This is a genomic window from Microbacterium testaceum (genome assembly GCF_006539145.1).
Classification (GTDB): Bacteria; Actinomycetota; Actinomycetes; order Actinomycetales; family Microbacteriaceae; genus Microbacterium; species Microbacterium testaceum.
The window spans coordinates 25,365-46,644 of sequence record NZ_BJML01000012.1 but is presented as its reverse complement, the minus strand read 5'-3'; the positions used below and the strand labels follow the sequence as shown (position 1 = coordinate 46,644).

Genomic DNA, 21,280 nt, shown 5'->3' with positions numbered 1-21,280 from the left:
CGCGGCGGGCATCCTCCGATCGGTGGATGCCGACTCCACCGGCTCGTCGTTCCGGTCGTGACGCCCCTCCCTCAGACTGAGGACATGAGCGAGAACGTCGTCGAGGTCGAGAACCTGCGCAAGACCTACCGCGGCGGCCTCGAAGCCTTGCGCGGCGTCGGCTTCGACATCCGCCGAGGCGAGACGTTCGCGCTGCTCGGCCCCAACGGCGCCGGCAAGAGCACCGTCATCGAGATCCTCGAGGGCTACCGTGACCGCACGAGCGGCGAGGTGCGCGTGCTCGGCGTCGACCCGCACCGCGGCGGTCTCGACTGGAAGGCGCGGCTCGGCATCGTGCTGCAGAACACGGGCGAGGCGCCCACCGCGAGCGTGCGGGAGCTGCTCGCGCACTTCGCCTCGTTCTACCCGCACCCGAGGAACGTCGACGAGGTGATCGCGGCGGTGGGGTTGAGCGAGAAGGCGAAGGTGTCGGTGCGCAAGCTCTCGGGCGGTCAGCGTCGCCGCGTGGACGTCGCCCTCGGAATCATCGGCCGACCCGAGCTGCTGTTCCTCGACGAGCCGACCACGGGTTTCGACCCCGAGGTGCGGCGGCAGTTCTGGGACCTCATCCGCGACCTGCAGGGCGAGGGCACCACCATTCTGCTGACGACGCACTATCTCGACGAAGCCGCCGAGCTGGCGGAGCGCGCAGCGATCATCGTCGGCGGGCAGATGGCATCCGTCGGTCGTATCGACGAGCTCGGAGGACCGTCGGCGCGTGTGCCCGTCGTGCGGTGGCGCGAGGGCGGCGAGGTGCGCGAGGAGCGCACGCAGGACCCCGGGGCGGTGGTGGCGGCGCTGTACGCCCGCCTCGGCGAACCGGAGCGGCTCGAGGTCGTGCGCCCGAGCCTCGAGGACGTGTACCTGTCGTTCCTCGGCGACGAGGCGCGTCGCATCACCGCGGCGGGAGGCGTCGCGTGAGCCGCGTGCTGCGGCTGGGCGCCGCGCGCATCGCCTTCGAGGTGCGCTCGTACTTCCGCCAGGGCGATTCGGTGTTCTTCACCTTCCTCTTCCCGGTCATGATCCTGCTGATCTTCGCCGTCGCGTTCGACTCTCAGACCTTCGGTCCGCCCGGAGACGAAGTGGATGCCGCGCAGTTCTACCTCCCCGCGATGCTCGCCGCGGGCGTGCTGCTGTCGGGCCTGCAGAATATGTCGATCGACATCGCGATGGAGCGCAGCGACGGCACGCTCAAGCGCCTCGGCGGCACCCCGCTCAGCCCGGTGTCGTACTTCATCGGCAAGCTCGGTCAGGTGCTGGTGACCGGCCTCCTGCAGTCGGTGCTGCTCATCGTCGTCGCCGCGGTGTTCTTCGGCGTGCCCCTGCCGACCGAGCCGGAGCGGTGGCTGACGTTCGCGTGGGTCTTCCTGCTGGGCGTGACGACCTGCGCGATCCTCGGCATCGGCCTGTCGGCGCTGCCGCGGACCGGTCGCAGCGCCACGGGAGTCGTCATCCCGATCGTGCTGCTGCTGCAGTTCATCTCGGGCGTGTACATCAACTTCGCAGCCCTGCCCGAGTGGCTCCAGAACGTCGCGAGCGTCTTCCCCCTCAAGTGGCTTGCGCAGGGGTTCCGTTCGGTGTTCCTGCCCGAGGGGTTCGCCGCGGGGGAGCCGTCGGGGTCGTGGGACCACCCGCTGATCCTGTTGGTGACGGGACTCTGGTTGGTGCTGGGGCTCGCGCTCGTGCGGTTGACGTTCCGGTGGATCCGGAAGGACGCGTGATGTCGCGGCTGTCCTCGCACCCCCACGCATAAACGCTTCTCGCGACCATAAACACGCTGTGCTCGCGTTTCCGTGCGCGGGAAGCGTTTATGCGTGAGGGGGCAGGGATGCCGCGGCCCCGGTGTCGGTGGCCGGGTCTAGCGTGGAGGAATGGTCGCTTATCGCTATCTCGGCAACAGTGGATTCAAGATCTCGGAGATCACCCTCGGCAACTGGGTGACCCACGGCTCGCAGGTCGGTGACGACGCGGCGATCGCCACGGTGCACGCCGCCCTCGACGCGGGCATCACGACGTTCGACACCGCCGACGCCTACGCCAACGGAGCGGCGGAGACCGTGCTCGGCAAGGCCCTCGAGGGGCAGCGGCGTGAGTCCCTCGAGATCTTCACGAAGGTGTACTTCCCCACCGGCCCCAAGGGGCCGAACGACACCGGCCTCAGCCGCAAGCACATCATGGACTCCATCAACGGGTCGCTGAAGCGCCTCGGCACCGACTACGTCGACCTCTACCAGGCGCACCGCTTCGACTACGAGACGCCGCTCGAAGAGACCTTCCAGGCGTTCGCCGACGTCGTGCGCCAGGGCAAGGCGCTCTACATCGGCGTCTCGGAGTGGACGGCCGAACAGCTGCGTGACGGGCACGCGCTCGCGAAGCAGCTCGGCATCCAGCTCATCTCGAACCAGCCGCAGTACTCCATGCTGTGGCGCGTGATCGAGGGCAAGGTCGTGCCGGCGAGCGAGGAGCTCGGCATCTCGCAGATCGTCTGGTCCCCCATGGCGCAGGGCGTACTCAGCGGCAAGTACCTGCCCGGTCAGCCCGTGCCCGAGGGCTCGCGCGCGACCGACGAGAAGAGCGGCGCGACGTTCATCAAGCGCTTCCTCGCCGACGACACGCTCGAGGCCGTGCAGCGCCTCACGCCCATCGCCGACGAAGCCGGGCTCTCGATGCCCCAGCTCGCGATCGCGTGGGTGCTGCAGAACCCGAACATCGCGGCAGCCCTGGTCGGCGCCTCGCGCCCCGAGCAGCTCGCGGACACCGTGAAGGCGTCGGGAGTGACCCTCGATGCCGACACCCTCAGCGCCATCGACGAGGCGCTCGGCGACGCGGTGTTCTCGGACGCCGAGAACACGTACGAGGTGTCGCCGAAGCAGCGCGTGGCGTAGTGCGTTCGGACGGGTCGGGCGTTCGCGCCCGGCCCGTCCGAACGTGCCCTGGGGTGCGGGGGGCCGTCGCGCCCCCCGGTGCGGCCCAGATCACGTGACGTCGGCGAGACCACGCGTCACGGCGCGTGCGCTGGCCCACGTCACGTGATCTCGTGTGCCGATGCTCGCAGCCCGCCAGCGTCACCTCGCGCGCACATGCCGCGCCCGGCTGTGCCTCAGGCCCCGCTCAGGAGAGAGCAGGGCGGGCGTCGTACTCTGTGCGAATGTCCTTTTCCGCTCACCGACCCGGCCGCTTCGGCTCCGACGGTCGAATCGAGTTCACGACGGACGAGGAACGCGAGCAGTATCTCGACGACATCCTCGCCGCGCAGAACGCGGCGAACCGTCGCGCCGAACCCCAGGATCACACCGCCGAGCCGTGGGGCGCCCCGCCCGCCGACGACGACTCCCGCGACCCCTTCGTCTCCGACCCGAGCGACACCGACGCCCGCGACACCGACGCCCGCGACACCGTCGTGATCGACCGCGCCGAGCGTGCGCGCGCCGTCGACGACGAGACCGCGGTCCTTCCCGACGACGAGGCGCCCGAGCCCGCGGCATCCCTGCCCGTGGCATCCGAGCCGCGCCAGCCCCGCCTGCGCCGTCACGATCCGCGCCGCCCGCGGCTATCGCTCATCCGCCGCATGGCTGTGCTCGGCGGCGCGGACAACGACGTGCTCGACGAAGTGCCCGAAGAGGTGCCGCGCTTCGTGCAGATGTTCCTCGTGCTCGCGGGAACCGCCCTCGTCTCGTCGCTGTCGATGATGTTCGCGCTGCTCACGGGCGTGCGCGTGAGCCTGTGGCTCGCCGTGCCTCTCGCGATCGTGTGGGGCCTCATCATCTTCAACCTCGACCGCTTCCTCACCTCGACGATGCGTTCGACGAAGAACTTCTTCCGTCTGCTCGGGTTGGCCATGCCCCGCGTGATCATGGCCGCTCTCATCGGCATCGTCGTGGCGGAGCCCCTGGTTCTGCAGGTGTTCCAGAACGACATCGTGCGCGAGGTGAACTCCACCAACGTCACGCAGGCCCTCACCGACCAGGATGCCGTGACCAGCGGCCCCGAGAAGCAGGCGCTCGACGCCGCGAGCGCGCAGGTCTCGGCGCTCGAGAACCAGGCGGCGACCGGCATCGTGACCGGAACCTCGTCGACCTCGGCGGAATCCGCCGCGGCGCAGCAGAGCGTGGACCAGCTGACGCAGCAGCTCGCCGCGCAGCAGACCGTCATCGACCAGGCGCGCGCGGTGTACCAGTGCGAGCTCACCGGTCAGGGCGCCGGGACGGTCCCGGGCTGTACGGGCGTCGCCGGCAACGGCGCGAGCTCCGATGCGGCGCAGGCGCAGCTCGCCCAGGCGCAGTCGGCGTACGACTCGCTGTCGACCCAGCTCGCGCAGGCGCAGTCGACCCTCGCCGCCGCGAACTCCGCCGGGGCCGAGGCCGCCGCCTCGTCGGCCGACCAGAACAAGCAGCAGGCCGAAGACCAGCTCCCCGCCGCTCGCGCCCAGTACGAATCCGCGCTCACCGCCTACAACGCGCGGGCCTCGTCGGTCGCCGACGGCAACGCGGGAGCGGTGGGTCTGCTCAGTCAGATCACGGCTCTCGAGCGCCTGTCGGACCGCGAGCCGACGCTGCGCTGGGCGCACTACCTGATCGCCGCGCTGTTCTTCATGATCGAGCTGCTGCCCGTGCTCGTGAAGGTGCTCACCGGCTTCGGCGGTCCCTCGCTCTACGAGAAGGCCGAGAAGATGCGCGGTCAGATCGCCCTGGACCGGGTCTCGGCGCGCACGTTCCGCAAGCGCGCCGACATCATCGCCGACGAGGCGAACCGCGTGCCGGCCAGCGTCACCTGATGGTCGTGTGGAGCGCGGGACTGCTGCTGTACCGGCTGACGCCGGAGCCGCAGGTGTTCATCGCGCACATGGGCGGACCGTTCTGGGCCACGAAGGACGTCGGCGCCTGGTCGATCCCGAAGGGCGAGTTCGATCCCGAGTCCGAGGGGGCTCTGGATGCCGCGCGCCGCGAGTTCCGCGAGGAGCTCGGCGTCGAGCCGCCCGAGCTCGCCTGGGCCGAACTCGGGACCTTCGCGTACTCGAGCGGCAAGAAGGTGGTCGTCTTCGTGGGGGATGGCGCCGGGTTCACGGCATCCGACTTCACCTTCGGCACTTTCGAGATGGCGTGGCCGCCACGCTCCGGCAGGACCGCCACGTTCCCCGAGGTCGACCGCGCCGAGTGGATGGGCCTGGATGCCGCGCGCGAGGCACTCGTGAAGGGGCAGCGCCCCGCGATCGAGGCGCTCGCCGTCGCCCTCGAGGGCCTGGGCGGCGATTGAGGCGCTCCCCGCCGGGGGTGGAGGTCGTGCGGTACTCCGGAGAAACCGCGGCGCAGCCCGCTCATCGCGCCGCTTCTCCGGGTGAACGGATGGCGCGCTCCGCGCTTCTCAGGAGTTCCGTACGCCCGGCCGCCCGGGGCGCGGGCTGCTCGTCGCGCACGGACGGTCCGTCGCGTCGCGTCGCTCAAGGCCGTCGGACGGTGCGTCACTCCTGAACACGGGCGTTTCGTCTCCGTGGCGGCCCCGGGAGAGGGCCCGCCGTGCCCCGCCTGTGCCGTTTTTTCAGGAGTTACGCGGGGCGACGGTCCCCGGGCCGCTGATCCGTCCGGGTGCGTGCCGCGTCGCGCCCCGAACGCACGAGTGTCCAGAACACCCGGACGTTCCGAAAAATCGTCCGGGTGTTCTGGACACTCAAGAGGGGCTCGGCCCCGCGCGCCGCGGAACGCGAGCCCCGCGGCGCGACGCGGTCACGGGCGCAGCAGCACCTTGCCGACGCGGGGCGCGTCGCTCGCGGTGACGGCCTCGACGATCTGATCGAGACCGAAGGTGGCGGCCACGGGGAGGGTCAGCGTGCCGTCGGCGAGGTAGCGCGACAGTTCGCCGAACAGGGCGCCGCGGGTCTCGGCATCCATCGTCTTGCTGACGACGCTGCCCCAGAAGCCCTTGACGGTGGCCTGGCGGAAGATGAGGTCTCCGGCGCCGAGCTCGAGCTTGCCGGCGCCCATCGATCCGAAGATCACGAGCGTGCCGTTCTCGCTCAGCAGCGACAGCACCTGGCCGGCGGCGGGTCCGCCGACGGAGTCGACACCCGCGACGACCGTGCCGTCGCCGACGAGGGCGAGGGCCTGGTCGCGCCAGTCGTCGGCGTCGGTCGACACGACGTTGTCGATGCCCTGGGCGGCGAGCTCTTCGACGGCGCTCTGGCGGCGCACGAGACCGACGACGTTGACGCCGCGAGCCTTGGCGATCTGCGCGACCATACGGCCGACGGCGCCGTTGGCGGTGTTCTGCACGATCCAGTCGCCGGCCTTCAGGTCGAGCGAGTGCAGCAGGCTGATGGCGCTGAAAGGCATCGAGACGAGCTGCGAGGCGACCTCGTCGCTCAGGCCCTCGGAGACGGGGATGAGGCCCGCGGCCTTGGCGACGACCTGCTCGGCCCACACGCCGAACGTGCCGCCGGTGGCGACGCGCTGGCCGACGGTCAGGCCGTCGACACCTTCGCCGAGCTCCTCGATGACGCCGACGGCCTCGGTGCCGGCGCGGGCGGGCAGCTCGGGCTTGAAGCCGTAGGTGCCGCGGATGGTCCACAGATCGTGGTTGTGGATCGGCGACATCAGCACGCGCAGGCGCACCTCGCCGGGCCCGGGGGTCGGGGTCTCGACCTCTTCGGTTCCGACGACGTCGGCCGGCTCGCCGAACTCGTGGTGGATGACTGCGCGCATGGAATGCCTCCTGTGGTTATTTTGTAACGACCGGTCTAATATAGACCTCGGGCCTGCGAATGCAACCCGGAAGACGTGGGACAGCCGAAAGGCGGAGGAAGAACATGGGCCGGATGCCGAGCTTCGAGCGCTCCGCCGTCGTCGACGCCGCGCGTGACGTGTTCTGGCGGCGCGGGTACGCCGAGACGGGGATCGCCGAGCTCGAGGAAGCCACGGGCCTCACCCGCTCGAGCCTGTACAACGCCTTCGGCAGCAAGCGCGGACTGTTCGACGCCGTCCTCTCGGCCTACCTCGACGATGTGGTCCGCACACGCCTGCGCCCACTGGGTGGGGGAGACCCCGGCGCCCTGGAGGCCTACGTCGAAGACATGCGCTCGGCCATCGAGGCCGATGCCCCGCGCGCTCGCCTGGGGTGTCTGCTGCTCAACGCCGGTTCCTCTCCCCTCGCGAGCGACGACGCCGAGGTGCGCGCGCTCGTCTCGGACTACGCCGCCGAGATGCGCGCCGCGATCCGCTCGGCGGTCGCCGACCGGCGTCCGGATCTGGTCCCGGATGCCGTGGACGCCCTCGCCGCGGTGTGCGCCTCGCTCGTGGTGGCCGGCCTCACCCTCGCGCGCGCCGATCGTGACGCGGCGTTGGCGACGTTGGCATCCATCCCCTCGACCCTGGAGTCGTGGGGCTGAATCCGCACCGGGCGGTCTCCGCCCAGCTTCACGGCCGTGCCATAGGCGACGACCTCTTGGAAGTTCTGCGCCACCTCGCTGGTGTCGAAGCGCATCGCGATCACCGCGTCGGCCCCGACGGCCTGGGCCGCCTCGACGAGACGCTGCTTCGCTTCGTCGCGGCTCTCCTGCAGCTGTTGCGTGAGACCCTGCAGCTCGCCGCCGAAGATCGATTTCAGGCCGGCGCCGAACTGCACCCCGATGTTGCGAGCGCGCACGGTGAGGCCGGTCACTTCGCCGTACACTTCGACGATCTGACGGCCGGGGACATCGTTCATGGTCGTGACGAGCATGCGACCAGTGTGGCAGGTGACGGACTGTGCCGCGAGGGGTGATGTGCGTCGCTTTGTGTATACCTACACCGCACTCAGGGTGCCGAAATCCCCACTGCGCACGCGGAGTGTATACACTGGACGAGTGACGGCGAGGGGGCAGCATGCGGGCGAGTGAACGCGCCTACGCGACCCTCCTCGACGAGATACAGACCGGGGCGCTGACGCCCGGAACCGTGCTCGGCGAAGTAGAGCAGTCCACCCGCCTCGGAGTCAGTCGCACCCCTCTTCGCGAGGCGCTGCGCCGGTTGGCATCCGACGGCCTCGTCGCCCAGGCGTCGGCGCGCGTGACGGTGGTCGCCGGCATCGACGCCGACGACATCCGCTCTCTCTTCGACCTGCGCCGGGCGCTCGAGACCGAAGCCGCGCGGTTGGCCGCTCGACGGGGCGATCGCGGGGAGTTCCGAGGCCTCGCGACCGAGTTCGCCGCCGTCGACACGGCCGATGCCGACGCGTACTACGCCCTGATCTCCCGCTTCGATTCCGCGATCGACGACGCCGTCGACAACGCCTACCTCTCCTCAGCGCTCCGGAGCGTCCGCACTCACCTCGTACGGGTGCGACGCATGGCGCGAGACAACCCCCTTCGCCTCTCGGCGTCAACGGGGGAGCATGAACTGATCGCGAGAGCGATCGGCGCCGGCGACCCCGAACTCGCCGCGCACGCCACCCACGTGCACCTGCACAACGCCCTCACCACCATCCTCGAAGCCCTGACGGAGGACCCCTCATGACGATCACCCACCACGTGCGCGTGCACCGCAGCGACGAGAACCTCGCCCGTGAGGGTCAGCTCGCCTGGGCCCTCGCGCGCGTCGCGGTCGACCCGGTGGCCGTCGACGACGACGTGACCGACATGATCGTCAACCGCCTGATCGACAACGCCGCCGTCGCCGCCGCCTCGCTCACGCGTCAGCCCGTGAGCGCGGCACGCCAGCAGGCGCTCGACCACGCCGTCTCGATCGGCGGACCGGGCGCCACGGTCTTCGGCTGCCTGCTCGAGCGCCGTACGAGCCCCGAATGGGCGGCATGGGCGAACGGCGTGGCCGTGCGCGAACTCGACTACCACGACACCTTCCTCGCCGCGGACTACTCGCACCCCGGCGACAACATCCCGCCCGTGCTGGCCGTCGCCCAGCACACCGGTCGCGACGGCGCCGCCCTCGTGCGCGCTCTCGCCACGGCCTACGAGATCCAGATCGACCTCGTGCGCGCCATCTCGCTGCACAAGCACAAGATCGACCACGTCGCCCACCTCGGTCCCGCCGCGGCCGCCGGCATCGGTACCCTGCTCGACCTCGACCAGGAGACGATCTACCAGGCCATCGGCCAGGCCCTGCACACCACCACCGCCACCCGCCAGTCGCGCAAGGGCGAGATCTCGACGTGGAAGGCGCACGCTCCCGCCTTCGCCGGGAAGATGGCGATCGAGGCCGTCGACCGGGCGATGCGCGGTGAGACCAGCCCCTCCCCGATCTACGAGGGAGAGGACGGCGTGATCGCGTGGATGCTCGACGGCCCCGACGCCTCGTACGACGTGCCCCTTCCGGGTGAGGGCGAGAGCAAGCGCGGCATCCTGGACTCGTACACGAAGGAGCATTCGGCCGAGTACCAGGCGCAGGCCTGGATCGACCTGGCCCGTCGCCTCGGCACGGAGCGCCCCGATCTGCGCGACCCCGCGAACGTGGCATCCATCGTCCTGCACACCAGCCACCACACGCACTACGTCATCGGCTCGGGCGCGAACGATCCGCAGAAGTACGACCCCACCGCGTCACGCGAGACGCTCGATCACTCGATCCCGTACATCTTCGCCGTGGCCCTGCAGGACGGCGCGTGGCACCACGTCGACTCGTACACCCCCGAGCGGGCGGGCCGTGCCGACACCGTCGAGCTGTGGCACAAGGTCACCACCGCCGAGGATGCCGAGTGGACGCGTCGCTACCACTCGGAAGACCCTCAGGAGAAGGCGTTCGGCGGCCGCGTCGTCATCACCCTGACCGACGGCTCGACCGTGGAGGACGAGATCGCCGTCGCCGACGCCCACCCGCTCGGCGCCCGGCCCTTCGCCCGCGAGGACTACGTGCGCAAGTTCCGTCTGCTCGCCGAGCCCGTGCTGCAGCCCGACGAGATCGAGCGCTTCCTCGAACTCGTGCAGCGCCTGCCCGAGCTGACCCCCGCCGAGGTCATGCAGCTGACGATCGTCGCGAAGCCCGGCGTGCTGGCGCTCGCGCCCGCGCCCAAGGGGCTGTTCTGATGGCCGGGCCGTGCGTGACTCCTGAGAATTCCGCGGCCCACGGCACGCGTCCCGCGCGGTTCCGCGGGCGATACTCCGCCGCGACGCAGTTCTTCAGGAGTTCTGCCTCCCGGACGGAAGGAACCCGCTGATGCTCTACGCCCAGACCACCGCCGCCCAGAAGCGGCGCGCCCTCCGCGAGAAGCTGGCATCCGGTGACCTCGTCCGGATGCCGGGAGCCTTCAACCCGCTGTCGGCCCGCCTCATCGAGCGCAAGGGTTTCGACGGCGTCTACATCTCGGGCGCGGTGATCTCGGCCGACCTGGGGCTGCCCGACATCGGGCTCACGACCCTCACCGAGGTCGCCGGCCGCGGACAGCAGATCGCGCGCATGACGGAACTGCCGGCGATCATCGACGCCGACACCGGGTTCGGCGAGCCGATGAACGTCGCCCGCACGATCCAGACGCTCGAGGACGCGGGGCTCGCCGGCACCCACATCGAGGACCAGGTCAACCCGAAGCGGTGCGGCCACCTCGACGGCAAGAGCGTCGTCGACGCCGATACCGCGATCAAGCGCATCCGCGCCGCGGTCGACGCCCGGCGCGACCCCGACTTCCTCATCATGGCGCGCACCGACGTGCGGGCGGTGGAGGGACTGGATGCCGCCATCGACCGCGCGAAAGCCCTGGTCGACGCGGGCGCCGACGCGATCTTCCCCGAGGCGATGCGCGACCTCGGCGAGTTCGAGGCCATGCGTTCGGCGCTCGAGGTGCCGATCCTGGCGAACATGACCGAGTTCGGCAAGAGCGAGCTGTTCTCGACGCAGCAGTTGCGAGACGCCGGGGTGAACCTGGTGATCTGGCCGGTGTCGCTGCTCCGACTCGCGATGGGCGCGGCGGGCCGCGGCCTCGACGCCCTGGCATCCGAGGGCCACCTGCGCGACCAGCTCGGCGCGATGCAGCATCGCGCCGACCTGTACGACCTCATCGACTACGAGGGCTATACCCGCTTCGACGCCGACGTGTTCGACTTCACGGTCGAGCGCTGAGGCGGGTTCGCGTGGGTGGGGTGACCATGTCCCGATTCGCGCAGACCATGTCCCACTTCCGGCTGCCCGGAGGGCTTCCACGCAGCACAAAGTGGGACACGGTCGTTCGGGAGTGACCGGAAGACCGCCGAAAGTGGGACATGGTCGGGAGAACCACCGGCGCCGCCGTGTGAAGATCGCTTACGACTCAAGGGAGAGACGATGACCGACATCAAGAAGGGCCTCGCCGGGGTCACGGTCGACGAGACCGCCGTCAGCAAGGTGAACCCCGAGACGAACAGCCTGCTGTACCGCGGCTACCCCGTGCAGGAACTCGCGGCCACGCAGCCTTTCGAGGCGGTGGCGTCCCTGCTGTGGAACGGGGAGCTTCCGGATGCCGAACAGCTCGCCGCCCTGCGCCGCACCGAGCGTCAGCACCGGGCGCTGACCGACGACGTCCGCGCCGCGATCGACCTGCTGCCGACCAGCGCCCACCCGATGGACGAGGTGCGCACCGCCGTCAGCGTCATCGGCGCGCGTGAGACGGCCGGGATCTCGAACGTCATGGATGCCGTGGGCACCCCCGAAGAGAACCTCGGGCGATCGATCCGCCTGTGGGCGCAGCTGCCCGCCGTGGTCGCGTACGGTCAGCGCCGCCGCCGGGGCGAGGAACTCATCGAGCCCCGCGACGACCTGGACTACGCGGCCAACTTCCTGTGGATGACGTTCGGCGAGGAGGCTGACGAGGTCGTCGTCGACGCGTTCACCCGCTCGATGATCCTGTATGCCGAGCACTCCTTCAACGCCTCGACCTTCACCGCGCGCGTGATCGCGTCGACCCTCAGCGACCTGTACTCCGCGGTCGTCGGCGCGATCGGCGCCCTCAAGGGCCCGTTGCACGGCGGCGCGAACGAGGCCGTGCTGCACGTGTTCACCGAGATCGGCTCGGCCGAGAACGTCGGGCCGTGGCTCGACACCGCCCTCGCCGAGAAGCGCAAGATCATGGGCTTCGGCCACCGCGTCTACAAGCGCGGCGACTCGCGTGTGCCCACGATGAAAGCCGCTCTCGACACCCTGGTGGAGCACTACGACCGCCCCGACGTCGCCGCCCTCTACGACGCGCTCGAGTCGCAGTTCGTCGAGCGCAAGGGCATCTACCCCAACCTCGACTACCCCTCGGGCCCGGCGTACGACCTGATGGGCTTCGACACGCTCACCTTCACACCCCTCTTCGTCGCCGCGCGCGTGACCGGCTGGACCGCGCACATCCGCGAGCAGCAGGCGTCGAACGCCCTCATCCGCCCCCTCTCGGAATACGTGGGTGCCGACGAGCGCCACGTCCAGGGATACGTTCCGGATGCCGCCGACGTCGAGGCCCAGGAGCGCCCCGAGGAAGCGGCGGGCTGATGTCGACGCAGAAGATCGTCCTCGTCTCGGGCGCGCGCACGCCGATCGGCTCGTTCGGCGGCTCGCTGTCGGGGGTCGACGCGTACGAGCTCGGCGCGGTCGCGGTGACCGAGGCGCTCCGCCGCGGAGGCGTGTCGGCCGAGGACGTCGACGAGGTCGTCATGGGCTGCATCGCCCAGAACGGCCCCGACGCCTACAACGCTCGCCGCGTCGCGCTCGCCGCGGGGCTGCCCACGCGTGTGCCCGCCTTCACCGTCAATCGCCTGTGCGGCTCGGGCCTGCAGGCGATCTGGTCGGCCGCTCAAGAACTGCGCTGGGGCGGCATCGACGTGGCCGTGGCCGGGGGCGATGAGAGCATGTCGCGCACGCCCTTCCTCGACTACGGTGCCCGCGGCAACTCCCGACTCGGCGACCGGACCCTGCTCGACGGCACGCTCGCGATCCTCACCGACCCCTTCAGCGGCCGGCACATGGGCACGACGGCCGAGGTCGTGGCATCCCGATACTCCGTCTCGCGCGAGGAGCAGGACGCCTTCGCCGTCGAGAGCCAGCGCCGGGCGGCGACGGATGCCGCGCGCGCGGCCTTCGCGGAAGAGATCGTGCCCGTGACCACCGGCGGCCGGAAGCCCGTCGAGGTCTCGGTCGACGAGCACCCGCGCCCCGGAACGACGATGGAGGCTCTCGCCGGTCTGCGGCCCGCTTTCGAGAAGGACGGGTCGGTCACCGCGGGCAACTCCTCGGGCATCAACGACGGCGCCGCGGCGACCGTGCTGATGCGCGAGGACGACGTGCGCGAGCGCGGCCTGACGGGGCTCGCGACGCTGGAGGCCGTGACCACCGCGGGCGTCGACCCCGAGATCATGGGGTACGCCCCCGTCATCGCCCTGCAGCGGTTGTGGGAGCAGACGGGGCTCACCCCCGCCGATGTCGACGTGATCGAGCTGAACGAGGCGTTCGCCGCGCAGGCCGTCGCGGTGATCCGCGACGCGGGCCTCGACCCCGAGAAGGTGAACCCCTACGGCGGGGCGATCGCCCTCGGTCACCCCGTGGGCGCGACCGGCGCGATTCTGACCGTGCGCGCGGCCCTCGACCTGCGTCGTCGCGACCTCGAGTACGCGGTCGTGACGATGTGCATCGGAGGCGGCCAAGCCCTGGCGGCGCTGCTGCGGCGGTACTGAGCCGGTCGATCCGCCCTCGGCGGGATGCCCTGCGGAGCTCGTCTGCGACATGCCGGGTCGGCGGGGTGGCCGGGCGGCGTGCCGGGGGTGGGATCCGCAGGGCGGTCGGAAAACCCCTGCCGCGGATGGACGGTTCCCGGTCGCGGCGGGCGGTTCGCTGGGACGCAGCGTCTTATCCGCTGGACGGTCACGCCCGCGGTGGCCGCTGAACCATGTACACGTCGATCTCGTCCTCGGAGTCGAGCTCGAAGCCCGCACGTTCGTACAGGCGACGGGCGGGGCTGCCCTGCAGCACGTTCAGTCGCGTCGGCCCGTCCCACGGCTCCGCCAGCACCCGAGACAGGACCAGACCGCCCACTCCCCGACCCTGCAGAGCGGATGCCAGATAGAAGTGCTCGAGCCAGCGCGAGGCCCCGTCCGGACGGACGGTGAGGGAGCCGGCATCCGCCCCGTCGACGACGATGACGCGCGTGAAATCGGGACGGAAACCCGCGCGCATGCGCGCGCGCACACGGTGCTCGTCGTAGCGGCCGAGGCGCTCGAGATCGGTGCGCAGCACCTCGGCGCGCAGTTCGACGAGCCACTCGATGTCGTCGGGCACGCTCGGTCGCAGACGGATGTCCATCCGTCGAGTCTAGGAATCGCGACGCGGATGTGCCCGCGATACTGGGCGTATGAGCGTGTTCCTTCTCGGCGGCGGGCGCGATGTCGCCCGCTGCGGCGACCTGCTGCGTCCCTTCGTCCTCGAGGCGCGCGAGCGTGCCGGTGACCGCTCGCCCGTGATCGCGCTGCTGCTCGTGCTCGAGGTCGGCGACGACACCAGGATCGCCCTCCACCGCGCCATGTTGGACGCAGCGCAGGCGGTGCCCGCCGAGATCCGCGTCGAGACGATCGTCGAGGGCGAGGTCTTCGATGCCTCGGCGCTCGCCGCCGACGCGCTGTTCGTCGGCGGCGGCCTCACCCCGGCCTACCTGGATGCTTTCGCGCAGATTCGGGATGCCGTGCCCGAGCGCGTCCGCGACGGAATGCCGTACGCCGGGTTCTCCGCCGGCTCCGCGATCGCCGCGGGTCCGGCACTGGTCGGCGGATACCGTCTGGGCGGGGTCGAGGTCGTGTCGGAGAACGCCGGCGAAGAGCTCGACGAGCTCGAGGTCCGCGGGGGCCTCGGGCTGCTGGACTTCGCCGTCGACGTGCACGCCGCCCAGTGGGGGACCCTTTCCCGTCTGGTCGCCGCTGTCGATGCCGGGCTCGTCTCCGACGGCGTGGCGATCGACGAGAACACCGCCCTGGTGATCTCGGCGCAGGCGGCCCCGGCCGTCCGCGGCGCGGGGCAGGTCTGGCGCGTGGAGTCCGCGGCATCCGGGGTCCACGTCCAGGTGCTCCGCGCCTGACTCTTCGCGTCCGGCCTCGCCGCGCGCGTCGCCGGGAGTCGTCGCTCGCGGGGCTCCGAAGCGACAGGCGCCGGTGACTCGCGGACGGGAAACGGCCCCCACCCCGAGGGGTGAGGGCCGTTTCGGCAGGCGATGCGTCAGGCGGTGCGGCGGCGGCGCAGCGCGAAGGCGAGACCGCCCGCGACAACGAGGAACCCGCCCGCGAGGGCGATGCCCCACGGCGCTTGCGCGCCCGTCGCCGCCAGAGTGCCCTTGCGGACCACCTCGACCGCGAGAGCCGGGAGCACGGTGCCGTCGGCGCGCGTGATGACCACCGTGTGCGCTCCGGGCTCGAGAGCCGCGGGCACGTTCACCCGGAAGGTCACGGTGCCGGAGGCGTCGGCGGCGGGGATGCCGGTGATCACGATCGGCGTGCTGTTGAGCGTCGCCGTCAGCTGCTCGCCGGCGTTGAGCCCCGACACGGTGACCGTGAACGACCCACCCTGTTCGACGCGCGTCGCGCTCGCCGTGATGCTCGCGGAGGTCGACGGCGAAGCCGTGGGACTGCCGGTGGGCTGACCCGTGGGGTTCGTCGTGGGCGTCGGGCTCGGCGTGCCGGTTCCCTCGTCGACGGGCTGGGAACCTGTCAGGTACGCCCGGCCGAGCGGCGAGGGTGCGACGCTCTTCTTCGCGGTGAAGTAGTCGACCGTGGCCTGCAGGTCGATCTGACCCGAGTCGGCCTTGTTCGTTCCCTGCGCGAAGGCGGTGAAGTTGTCGCCGCCGGCCGCGAGGAACGAGTTGGTGACGACGCGGTACGAGGCGGACGCCGCGATCGGCTTCCCGTTGAGCTGGATCGCCTTGATGCGCGAGCCGGCAGCCGCGGTCGGGTCGTACTCGAAGGTGAAGCCTCTCGACACGCCCAGGGCGAGCACCGGACGCGAGGCGCCCGAGGGCTGCCACTGCTGCTCGAGCAGCTGCTTCAGCTGCGCACCCGTGAGCGACAGCGTCACCAGCGTGTTGCCGAAGGGCTGCACGTTGGCCGCCTCGCGGTACGACACGGAGCCGTTGTCGGAGCCGTAGAGCAGGTCGGCCCGCAGACCGCCGGGGTTCATGAACGCGATCTGCGCGTCCTGCCCGTTGAACGAGGGGTTCTCGCTCGTCGCCCAGAGGTATACGTCGGCGACGGTGTTGCCGAGCGTGGAGTACGCACCGCGGTCCTCAGCGCCCGAGCTGTTCTTCGCGCGGGTGATGTCGGCGGTGATCGTGCCGACCTCGACCTTGCCCTTCGTGTCGGCGGTGGCCTTGGCATCCGCCACGATCTTCGCGGTCGCGACCTGCGGGTACGCGACGTACTGCGTCACCGCGGGGTCGAGCAGCGCACGCACACCCGGCGTGATCGAGGCGAGCTTGCCGGTGGCATCCAGATCGATGTCGAGCGTGCCCAGGTTCGTGCCGTACGAGCCGGTCTGGATGACTGAGCGTCCCCCGATGGTGCACGAGTACTTCTGGTGCGTGTGCGCCGAGACGATCGCGTTCACATCGGCTGAGGCGCCGCGGACGACGGCGCCGAAGTCGGTCGACTCGGTCGCGATCGTGGTGCAGTCCGTGCTCTCGGAGCCGTCGTGGACGAGGACGATGACGATGTCGGCACCCGCCGCGCGGGCGTTCTTCGCCTCGCGGTTGACGGCCTCGGTCTCGTCGCCGAACTCGATCGTGGTGATCTTCGACGGGTCGACCATGCCCGCGGTCTGAGGCGTCACGGTGCCGACGAACGCGACCTTCGTGTTGCCGACCTGCTTGATCGTGTACGGCTTCAGGGCGGGGGTCTTCGTGCCCTTGTTGTAGACGTTCGCCCCGAGGGCGAAGTCGCTGAGGGCTCCCGAGTTGTTGCCGTAGGCGGGGATGACCCGACCGGTGAGGTCGGCGAAGCCGCGGTCGAACTCGTGGTTGCCCACCGCGCTGACATCGAGCGTCGCGGCCTTCAGAGCCTTGATGGTCGGGGTGTCCTGGTCGATGAACGACTCGAAGGCGCTCGCGCCGATGTTGTCGCCCGCCGACACGAACAGCGTGTTCGGGTTCTGCTGGCGGTACTTCTCGACGGCGCCGGCGAGCACCGCGGCCCCGGCGACGCCCCCGGTCTCCTGCAGCAGACGGCCGTGGAAGTCGTTGATCGTGAGGATCTGCAGGTCGGGCGTCTTCGGCTGCGTCGGGCGGACCTCGAACACGGTGGTGGTGCCCGAGACCTCGTTTCCCGTGACCAGCAGCGGCACACCGGTCGGCGAGCGCAGGGCCGAGACGAAGGCGATGCCCTCGGGGCCGAGGTCGCCGGCCGAGGCCGTCTTGACGTCGGCGGAGGCGTTGCGGTTGTTGACGTACGTGACATACGTCGCCTTGGTCGGGTCGGTGATGTCGTAGACCATCACGCCACCCGCGCGCTCGAGACCGATGAAGGCGTAGGTGCGGCCGTCGACCACGCCGATGGTGACGTTCTCGGGCTCGGGGCCCTTGTCGTCGCTGCGGTCGTCGAGGGTGTTGTTGTCGTTCGAGACGTTGAACAGCTGCGGGGCGACGTCCTTGAGCTTCTTCTCGAACTGATCGCCCGAGTCGAAGACGAGAGCACCCGTGGTGTCCCAGATCGAAAAGGAGCGCCCGCCGTAGGCGTAGAGCTCGCTGTAGCAGCCGTCCGCTGTCTTGCCGAGGTCGGTGACGACCTTGAGGCGACCGGCGGCGTCATCGGCCGTCTGGCCCGCGAGCGGGCTCGAGGCGCAGATGGGCGCCAGGCCGTTCTTGCCGAAGGCCTTGATGCGCGCCTCATCGTCGAAGGAGCCCCACTTGCGCCCGTCGCCCTCGTTGGCGGTGACGAGGTAGGTCGTGGCCTTCCCGTTGGTGCTCGCCGAGTACGAGGCGATCCCGTCGGGCATGTAGAGGCCCTTGAGGCCGGCGACGGGGCGGATGCTGTTGACAGCCGTCGTGCCGTCTTTGTCGCTCGGGTCGAGTCCGACCGTGCTCCAGTCCTTGTACCCGAGGGGCAGGATGCCGGTCACCTCGGCCTTCGTCAGATCCACCGTCGCGACGGCGTTGTTCTCCTGCAGGGTGACGTAGGCAACGGTGCCGTCGGTGGTGATGTACTCCGGCTCGAGGTTGCGCGAGACGCGGTTCGTCGACAGGGTCGCGGCATCCTGACCCGGGGCGGCGACGTCGGGGCCGAAGATGCGCACCTTGGGGTCGAGCGTCTTGCTCCCGCCGGGCTCGAAGGCGCGGAAGCCCGCCGTCTTGACGGCGCTCTGCGCGGGGGCGGACAGGGCAGACGACAGCGCGATGACGCTCACCGAGCCCTCGGGGTCGACCGAGAAGTCCGCCGCCGGCTCGCCCTCGTTGGCGACGACGGCGTAGGAGCCGTCCTTCGAGAAGGTCACCATGTCGGGAAGAGCGCCGACGGCGACCTCGCCGAGCTTCGCACTCGCGGCATCCGTCTTGTTGGCGTCGAAGAAGACCAGGTGACCGGGATCGGTCTTCGTCTTGGCTTCGAAGGCGATGACGCCGAGGCCGTCGTCGCGGACCGCGACCGAGTTGGCGACACCGTTCGACGAGATGTCGAACAGCTTGACGGGCTTCTCGGGGTCGCTGTTGTCGAGCACCGTCACGGTGCCCGCCTGGGCGTTGACGACGAGCAGGCGGTCGCGGTACGCCTGGACGATCTCAGCGGCGGAGGCGTCGTAAACGCCGGTGTCGTACGAGCCGACCGGGGTGACGCTGATCGCGGCGCCGGTGACGCTGTTCGAGACGGGCTGAGGGACGATTGCGGCGGAGGCCGCGGTGGTGCTCGACAGGGCGAGCGCGCACACCGCCGCGGTCGTCGCGGTGAACGCGGCGGCGCGGCGGAGGAAGGTCGAAGGCATGGCTGTGTCCTCGGATTCGGGTGGGGGAGCGACCCGCGCGGGCGGCGCGATCCTGTGGATTTTGCCTGGAGTTCGTGACGACCCGGTGAACGGGGAGGGAACGCGACGGCCGTGAACCGTCATCGGCCCGTCGGGACGGATGCGGTCGTACGCTCGTCGCATGACCGAGAACGCGCCCGCGGCGACGCCCCCGGGGTCCCACTCCGATGAGCCCCATCGCCAGGGGCTCTCGCAGAGACTGAACTGGTTGCGCGCCGGCGTGCTCGGCGCCAACGACGGCATCGTCTCGACGGCCGCGGTCGTGGTCGGTGTCGCGGGGGCCACGAGCGACACCGGTCCGGTGCTGATCGCGGGCCTCGCCGCCCTCGTCGGTGGGGCCGTCTCGATGGCGCTCGGCGAGTACGTCTCGGTCTCGAGCCAGCGCGACAGCGAGCACGCCCTCATCCAGAAAGAGAGGCGTGAGCTCGCCGATGACCCCGAGGCCGAACTCGCCGAGCTCGTGGGCATGTACGAGGCCCAGGGGCTCTCGCGTGACACGGCGACGCGCGTGGCGAACGAGCTCACGGCATCCGACGCCCTCAAGGCCCACCTTTCGGTCGAGCTCAACATCGACGCAGAGGATGTCGTGAGCCCGTGGGCCGCGGCCTTCGCCTCGGCGGTCGCCTTCACCATCGGCGCGCTGCTGCCGCTCGCGACGATCCTGCTGGCGCCGGTCGAGACCCGCGTACCTCTCACCTTCGTCGCCGTCCTCATGGCGCTCGCCATCACCGGCTACGTCGCCGCGGTCCTCGGAGGAGCGCGGCGCGGGCGGGCGGTGCTGCGCACGGTGGTCGGCGGTGCGCTCGCGCTCGCCGCGACCTACGCGGTCGGCGCGTTGTTCGGGGTCTCCGCCTCGTAGTCGGTACCTCTATCAATTAGTAGGACGTCCAGGTAATCTGAGGGGAGCGACGACGCCGTCGCTTTCCGAAGGAGAGCCGCATGGACACCACCCCTGCTCCCGCGCTCGACGCCCCGTCGACCGGCACCTTGAGTTCCGATGAGCGCGATGCCATCCTCGACGCGGTGCGCGACTTCGCCGCGGCCGAGTTCGCCCCGCGCACCCTCGAATGGGATGCCGAGAAGCACTTCCCCCGCGACGTGCTGCGCCGCGCGGGGGAGCTGGGTCTCGGCGGCGTCTACGTCAACGACGACGTGGGCGGCGCCGGGTTGTCGCGCGCCGACGCGGTGGCGATCTTCGAGGAGCTCGCCTACGGCGACCCGACGGTCACGGCCTACATCACGATCCACAACATGGTCGCGTGGATGATCGACACCTATGGCACCGCCGAGCAGCGCGAGCGGTGGCTGCCGTCGCTGGTGGCCATGGAAGATCTCGGCGCCTACTGCCTCACCGAGCCCGGCGCCGGGTCCGACGCCGCGGCCATCACCACCTCGGCGATCCGGCACGGCGACACCTACGTGCTGACGGGGGTCAAGCAGTTCATCTCGGGCGCCGGCGAGGCGTCGGTCTACGTCGTCATGGCTCGCACGGGGGAGCCGGGAGCGCGCGGCATCAGCGCCTTCCTCGTGCCCGCCGACTCCGAAGGACTGTCGTTCGGAGCGAACGAGAAGAAGATGGGCTGGAACGCGCAGCCCACCCGTCCCGTCATCCTCGACGAGGTGCGCGTGCCCGCCGAGAACCTCCTCGGCGGCGAGGGACGCGGCTTCTCGATCGCGATGAACGCCCTCAACGGCGGTCGCCTGAACATCGCCACGTGCTCGATCGGCGGGGCGCGCTGGGCGCTCGATCGCGCGATCGCCTACGTGCACGAGCGTTTCACCTTCGGCGAGGCCCTCGCCGAGAAGCAGTCGGTCGTGTTCGCGGTGGCCGACATGGCGACCGAGCTCGAAGCCGCACGACTGCTCGTGCGCGATGCGGCGACCGCCCTGGATGCGAAGGCTCCGGATGCCGCGACCCGGTGCGCCATGGCGAAGAGGTTCGCGACCGACGTCGGCTTCCGCGTCGCCAACGAGTCGCTGCAGTTGCACGGCGGATACGGCTACCTGCAGGACTACGGCATCGAGAAGGTCGTTCGCGATCTGCGTGTGCACCAGATCCTCGAGGGGACGAACGAGATCATGCGGCTCATCGTGGGTCGCAGCGTCTTGGCGGCCTGAGGTGCCCCCTCTTCGGTTCGGGGCGGATCCGCCCTACGGGGCGTGTACGTCCCGCCCCGAGCAGAGGAATTGGGCCCCGAACGGCCCGGGTCGCCGTGTAGGACGCAGACGCCGACGCGGTGAGGCAAGACCCTCGGTCGATGTCGGTGGGGCGTGCGAGCATTCCAGGGCGGGCGAGACCGCTGCGATCATCACTCGAGACGACGGGAGTCACC

General features: G+C 70.4%; 17 protein-coding genes and 1 pseudogene. 14 read left to right on the top strand and 4 right to left on the bottom strand.

Annotated elements, in window-relative coordinates:
• The first annotated feature begins 84 nt into the window (after positions 1-84).
• The 5 genes from MTE01_RS15090 (at position 85) to MTE01_RS15070 (ending at position 5,292) form a co-directional block, all read left to right on the top strand.
• On the top strand, positions 85-960 hold the full coding sequence (locus MTE01_RS15090; protein WP_116239461.1) for an ABC transporter ATP-binding protein: 876 nt from the start codon (positions 85-87) through the stop codon (positions 958-960).
• Entirely contained in the window at positions 957-1,760 is an 804-nt protein-coding gene (locus tag MTE01_RS15085) for an ABC transporter permease (RefSeq protein ID WP_246078329.1), read from the top strand. The genes MTE01_RS15090 and MTE01_RS15085 overlap by 4 nt, the downstream gene beginning before the upstream one ends.
• Positions 1,761-1,910: 150 nt before the next feature.
• The gene (locus MTE01_RS15080; RefSeq protein ID WP_116239460.1) at positions 1,911-2,924 is read left to right on the top strand and encodes an aldo/keto reductase family protein; all 1,014 of its coding nucleotides are present in this window, start codon (positions 1,911-1,913) and stop codon (positions 2,922-2,924) included.
• 263 nt (positions 2,925-3,187) lie between these two features.
• Positions 3,188-4,813, top strand: coding sequence for a DUF4407 domain-containing protein (locus MTE01_RS15075; protein ID WP_103208194.1), 1,626 nt, complete (start codon positions 3,188-3,190; stop codon positions 4,811-4,813).
• On the top strand, positions 4,813-5,292 hold the full coding sequence (locus MTE01_RS15070; protein WP_141378247.1) for an NUDIX hydrolase: 480 nt from the start codon (positions 4,813-4,815) through the stop codon (positions 5,290-5,292). Before MTE01_RS15075 ends, MTE01_RS15070 begins: the two co-directional genes overlap by 1 nt.
• A gap of 467 nt (positions 5,293-5,759) precedes the next feature.
• Here the strand turns inward: MTE01_RS15070 and MTE01_RS15065 are convergent, their stop codons facing one another.
• The gene (locus MTE01_RS15065; RefSeq protein WP_141378246.1) at positions 5,760-6,734 is read right to left on the bottom strand and encodes a zinc-binding dehydrogenase; all 975 of its coding nucleotides are present in this window, start codon (positions 6,732-6,734) and stop codon (positions 5,760-5,762) included.
• Positions 6,735-6,847: 113 nt separating this feature from the next.
• On the opposite strand from MTE01_RS15065, the gene MTE01_RS15060 reads away from it, so the two are divergent.
• On the top strand, positions 6,848-7,417 hold the full coding sequence (locus tag MTE01_RS15060; protein WP_246078328.1) for a TetR/AcrR family transcriptional regulator: 570 nt from the start codon (positions 6,848-6,850) through the stop codon (positions 7,415-7,417).
• 83 nt (positions 7,418-7,500) lie between these two features.
• On the opposite strand, the pseudogene MTE01_RS15055 reads toward MTE01_RS15060, so the two are convergent.
• Positions 7,501-7,734, bottom strand: a pseudogene (locus tag MTE01_RS15055) (YbjQ family protein); the annotation flags it as partial.
• Between the two features lie 158 nt (positions 7,735-7,892).
• Here MTE01_RS15055 and MTE01_RS15050 point away from each other — a divergent pair.
• The 5 genes from MTE01_RS15050 to MTE01_RS15030 all read left to right on the top strand — a co-directional run bounded on the left by MTE01_RS15050 (position 7,893) and on the right by MTE01_RS15030 (position 13,639).
• Positions 7,893-8,522, top strand: coding sequence for a GntR family transcriptional regulator (locus MTE01_RS15050; protein WP_116239455.1), 630 nt, complete (start codon positions 7,893-7,895; stop codon positions 8,520-8,522).
• On the top strand, positions 8,519-10,045 hold the full coding sequence (locus MTE01_RS15045; protein WP_141378244.1) for an MmgE/PrpD family protein: 1,527 nt from the start codon (positions 8,519-8,521) through the stop codon (positions 10,043-10,045). The genes MTE01_RS15050 and MTE01_RS15045 overlap by 4 nt, the downstream gene beginning before the upstream one ends.
• 130 nt (positions 10,046-10,175) lie before the next feature.
• A complete protein-coding gene (prpB, locus tag MTE01_RS15040; RefSeq protein WP_141378243.1) occupies positions 10,176-11,075 on the top strand; it encodes a methylisocitrate lyase in 900 nt (299 codons plus the stop codon).
• Positions 11,076-11,276: 201 nt separating this feature from the next.
• Positions 11,277-12,461: a bifunctional 2-methylcitrate synthase/citrate synthase gene (locus tag MTE01_RS15035; protein ID WP_116239453.1), complete on the top strand. Its 1,185-nt coding sequence runs from the start codon at positions 11,277-11,279 to the stop codon at positions 12,459-12,461.
• A complete protein-coding gene (locus MTE01_RS15030; RefSeq protein ID WP_218026374.1) occupies positions 12,461-13,639 on the top strand; it encodes a thiolase family protein in 1,179 nt (392 codons plus the stop codon). The genes MTE01_RS15035 and MTE01_RS15030 overlap by 1 nt, the downstream gene beginning before the upstream one ends.
• 187 nt (positions 13,640-13,826) lie before the next feature.
• Here the strand turns inward: MTE01_RS15030 and MTE01_RS15025 are convergent, their stop codons facing one another.
• Positions 13,827-14,264, bottom strand: coding sequence for a GNAT family N-acetyltransferase (locus tag MTE01_RS15025; RefSeq protein WP_141378242.1), 438 nt, complete (start codon positions 14,262-14,264; stop codon positions 13,827-13,829).
• Between the two features lie 49 nt (positions 14,265-14,313).
• Between MTE01_RS15025 and MTE01_RS15020 the strand changes: the two genes are divergently transcribed.
• Positions 14,314-15,030, top strand: a complete 717-nt coding sequence (locus MTE01_RS15020; protein WP_141378241.1) for a Type 1 glutamine amidotransferase-like domain-containing protein — start codon at positions 14,314-14,316, stop codon at positions 15,028-15,030.
• A gap of 137 nt (positions 15,031-15,167) precedes the next feature.
• Here MTE01_RS15020 and MTE01_RS15015 read toward each other — a convergent pair whose 3' ends face one another.
• Complete coding sequence (locus MTE01_RS15015) at positions 15,168-18,908, bottom strand: choice-of-anchor I family protein (RefSeq protein ID WP_141378240.1); 3,741 nt, start codon at positions 18,906-18,908, stop codon at positions 15,168-15,170.
• A gap of 160 nt (positions 18,909-19,068) precedes the next feature.
• Between MTE01_RS15015 and MTE01_RS15010 the strand changes: the two genes are divergently transcribed.
• Positions 19,069-19,806 (top strand): VIT1/CCC1 transporter family protein, encoded by a 738-nt coding sequence (locus MTE01_RS15010; protein WP_141378239.1) that lies wholly within the window; start codon positions 19,069-19,071, stop codon positions 19,804-19,806.
• An 80-nt stretch (positions 19,807-19,886) separates the two neighbouring features.
• Positions 19,887-21,065, top strand: a complete 1,179-nt coding sequence (locus tag MTE01_RS15005; RefSeq protein WP_141378238.1) for an acyl-CoA dehydrogenase family protein — start codon at positions 19,887-19,889, stop codon at positions 21,063-21,065.
• Positions 21,066-21,280: the final 215 nt, after the last annotated feature.

Coding starts and splice junctions, on each gene's coding strand:
- MTE01_RS15090 (WP_116239461.1), top strand. CDS start 85: ATGAGCGAGAACGTCGTCGAGGTCGAGAACCTGCGCAAGACCTACCGC.
- MTE01_RS15080 (WP_116239460.1), top strand. CDS start 1,911: ATGGTCGCTTATCGCTATCTCGGCAACAGTGGATTCAAGATCTCGGAG.
- MTE01_RS15075 (WP_103208194.1), top strand. CDS start 3,188: ATGTCCTTTTCCGCTCACCGACCCGGCCGCTTCGGCTCCGACGGTCGA.
- MTE01_RS15070 (WP_141378247.1), top strand. CDS start 4,813: ATGGTCGTGTGGAGCGCGGGACTGCTGCTGTACCGGCTGACGCCGGAG.
- MTE01_RS15065 (WP_141378246.1), bottom strand. CDS start 6,734: ATGCGCGCAGTCATCCACCACGAGTTCGGCGAGCCGGCCGACGTCGTC.
- MTE01_RS15060 (WP_246078328.1), top strand. CDS start 6,848: ATGCCGAGCTTCGAGCGCTCCGCCGTCGTCGACGCCGCGCGTGACGTG.
- MTE01_RS15050 (WP_116239455.1), top strand. CDS start 7,893: ATGCGGGCGAGTGAACGCGCCTACGCGACCCTCCTCGACGAGATACAG.
- MTE01_RS15045 (WP_141378244.1), top strand. CDS start 8,519: ATGACGATCACCCACCACGTGCGCGTGCACCGCAGCGACGAGAACCTC.
- prpB (WP_141378243.1), top strand. CDS start 10,176: ATGCTCTACGCCCAGACCACCGCCGCCCAGAAGCGGCGCGCCCTCCGC.
- MTE01_RS15035 (WP_116239453.1), top strand. CDS start 11,277: ATGACCGACATCAAGAAGGGCCTCGCCGGGGTCACGGTCGACGAGACC.
- MTE01_RS15030 (WP_218026374.1), top strand. CDS start 12,461: ATGTCGACGCAGAAGATCGTCCTCGTCTCGGGCGCGCGCACGCCGATC.
- MTE01_RS15025 (WP_141378242.1), bottom strand. CDS start 14,264: ATGGACATCCGTCTGCGACCGAGCGTGCCCGACGACATCGAGTGGCTC.
- MTE01_RS15020 (WP_141378241.1), top strand. CDS start 14,314: ATGAGCGTGTTCCTTCTCGGCGGCGGGCGCGATGTCGCCCGCTGCGGC.
- MTE01_RS15015 (WP_141378240.1), bottom strand. CDS start 18,908: ATGCCTTCGACCTTCCTCCGCCGCGCCGCCGCGTTCACCGCGACGACC.
- MTE01_RS15010 (WP_141378239.1), top strand. CDS start 19,069: ATGACCGAGAACGCGCCCGCGGCGACGCCCCCGGGGTCCCACTCCGAT.
- MTE01_RS15005 (WP_141378238.1), top strand. CDS start 19,887: ATGGACACCACCCCTGCTCCCGCGCTCGACGCCCCGTCGACCGGCACC.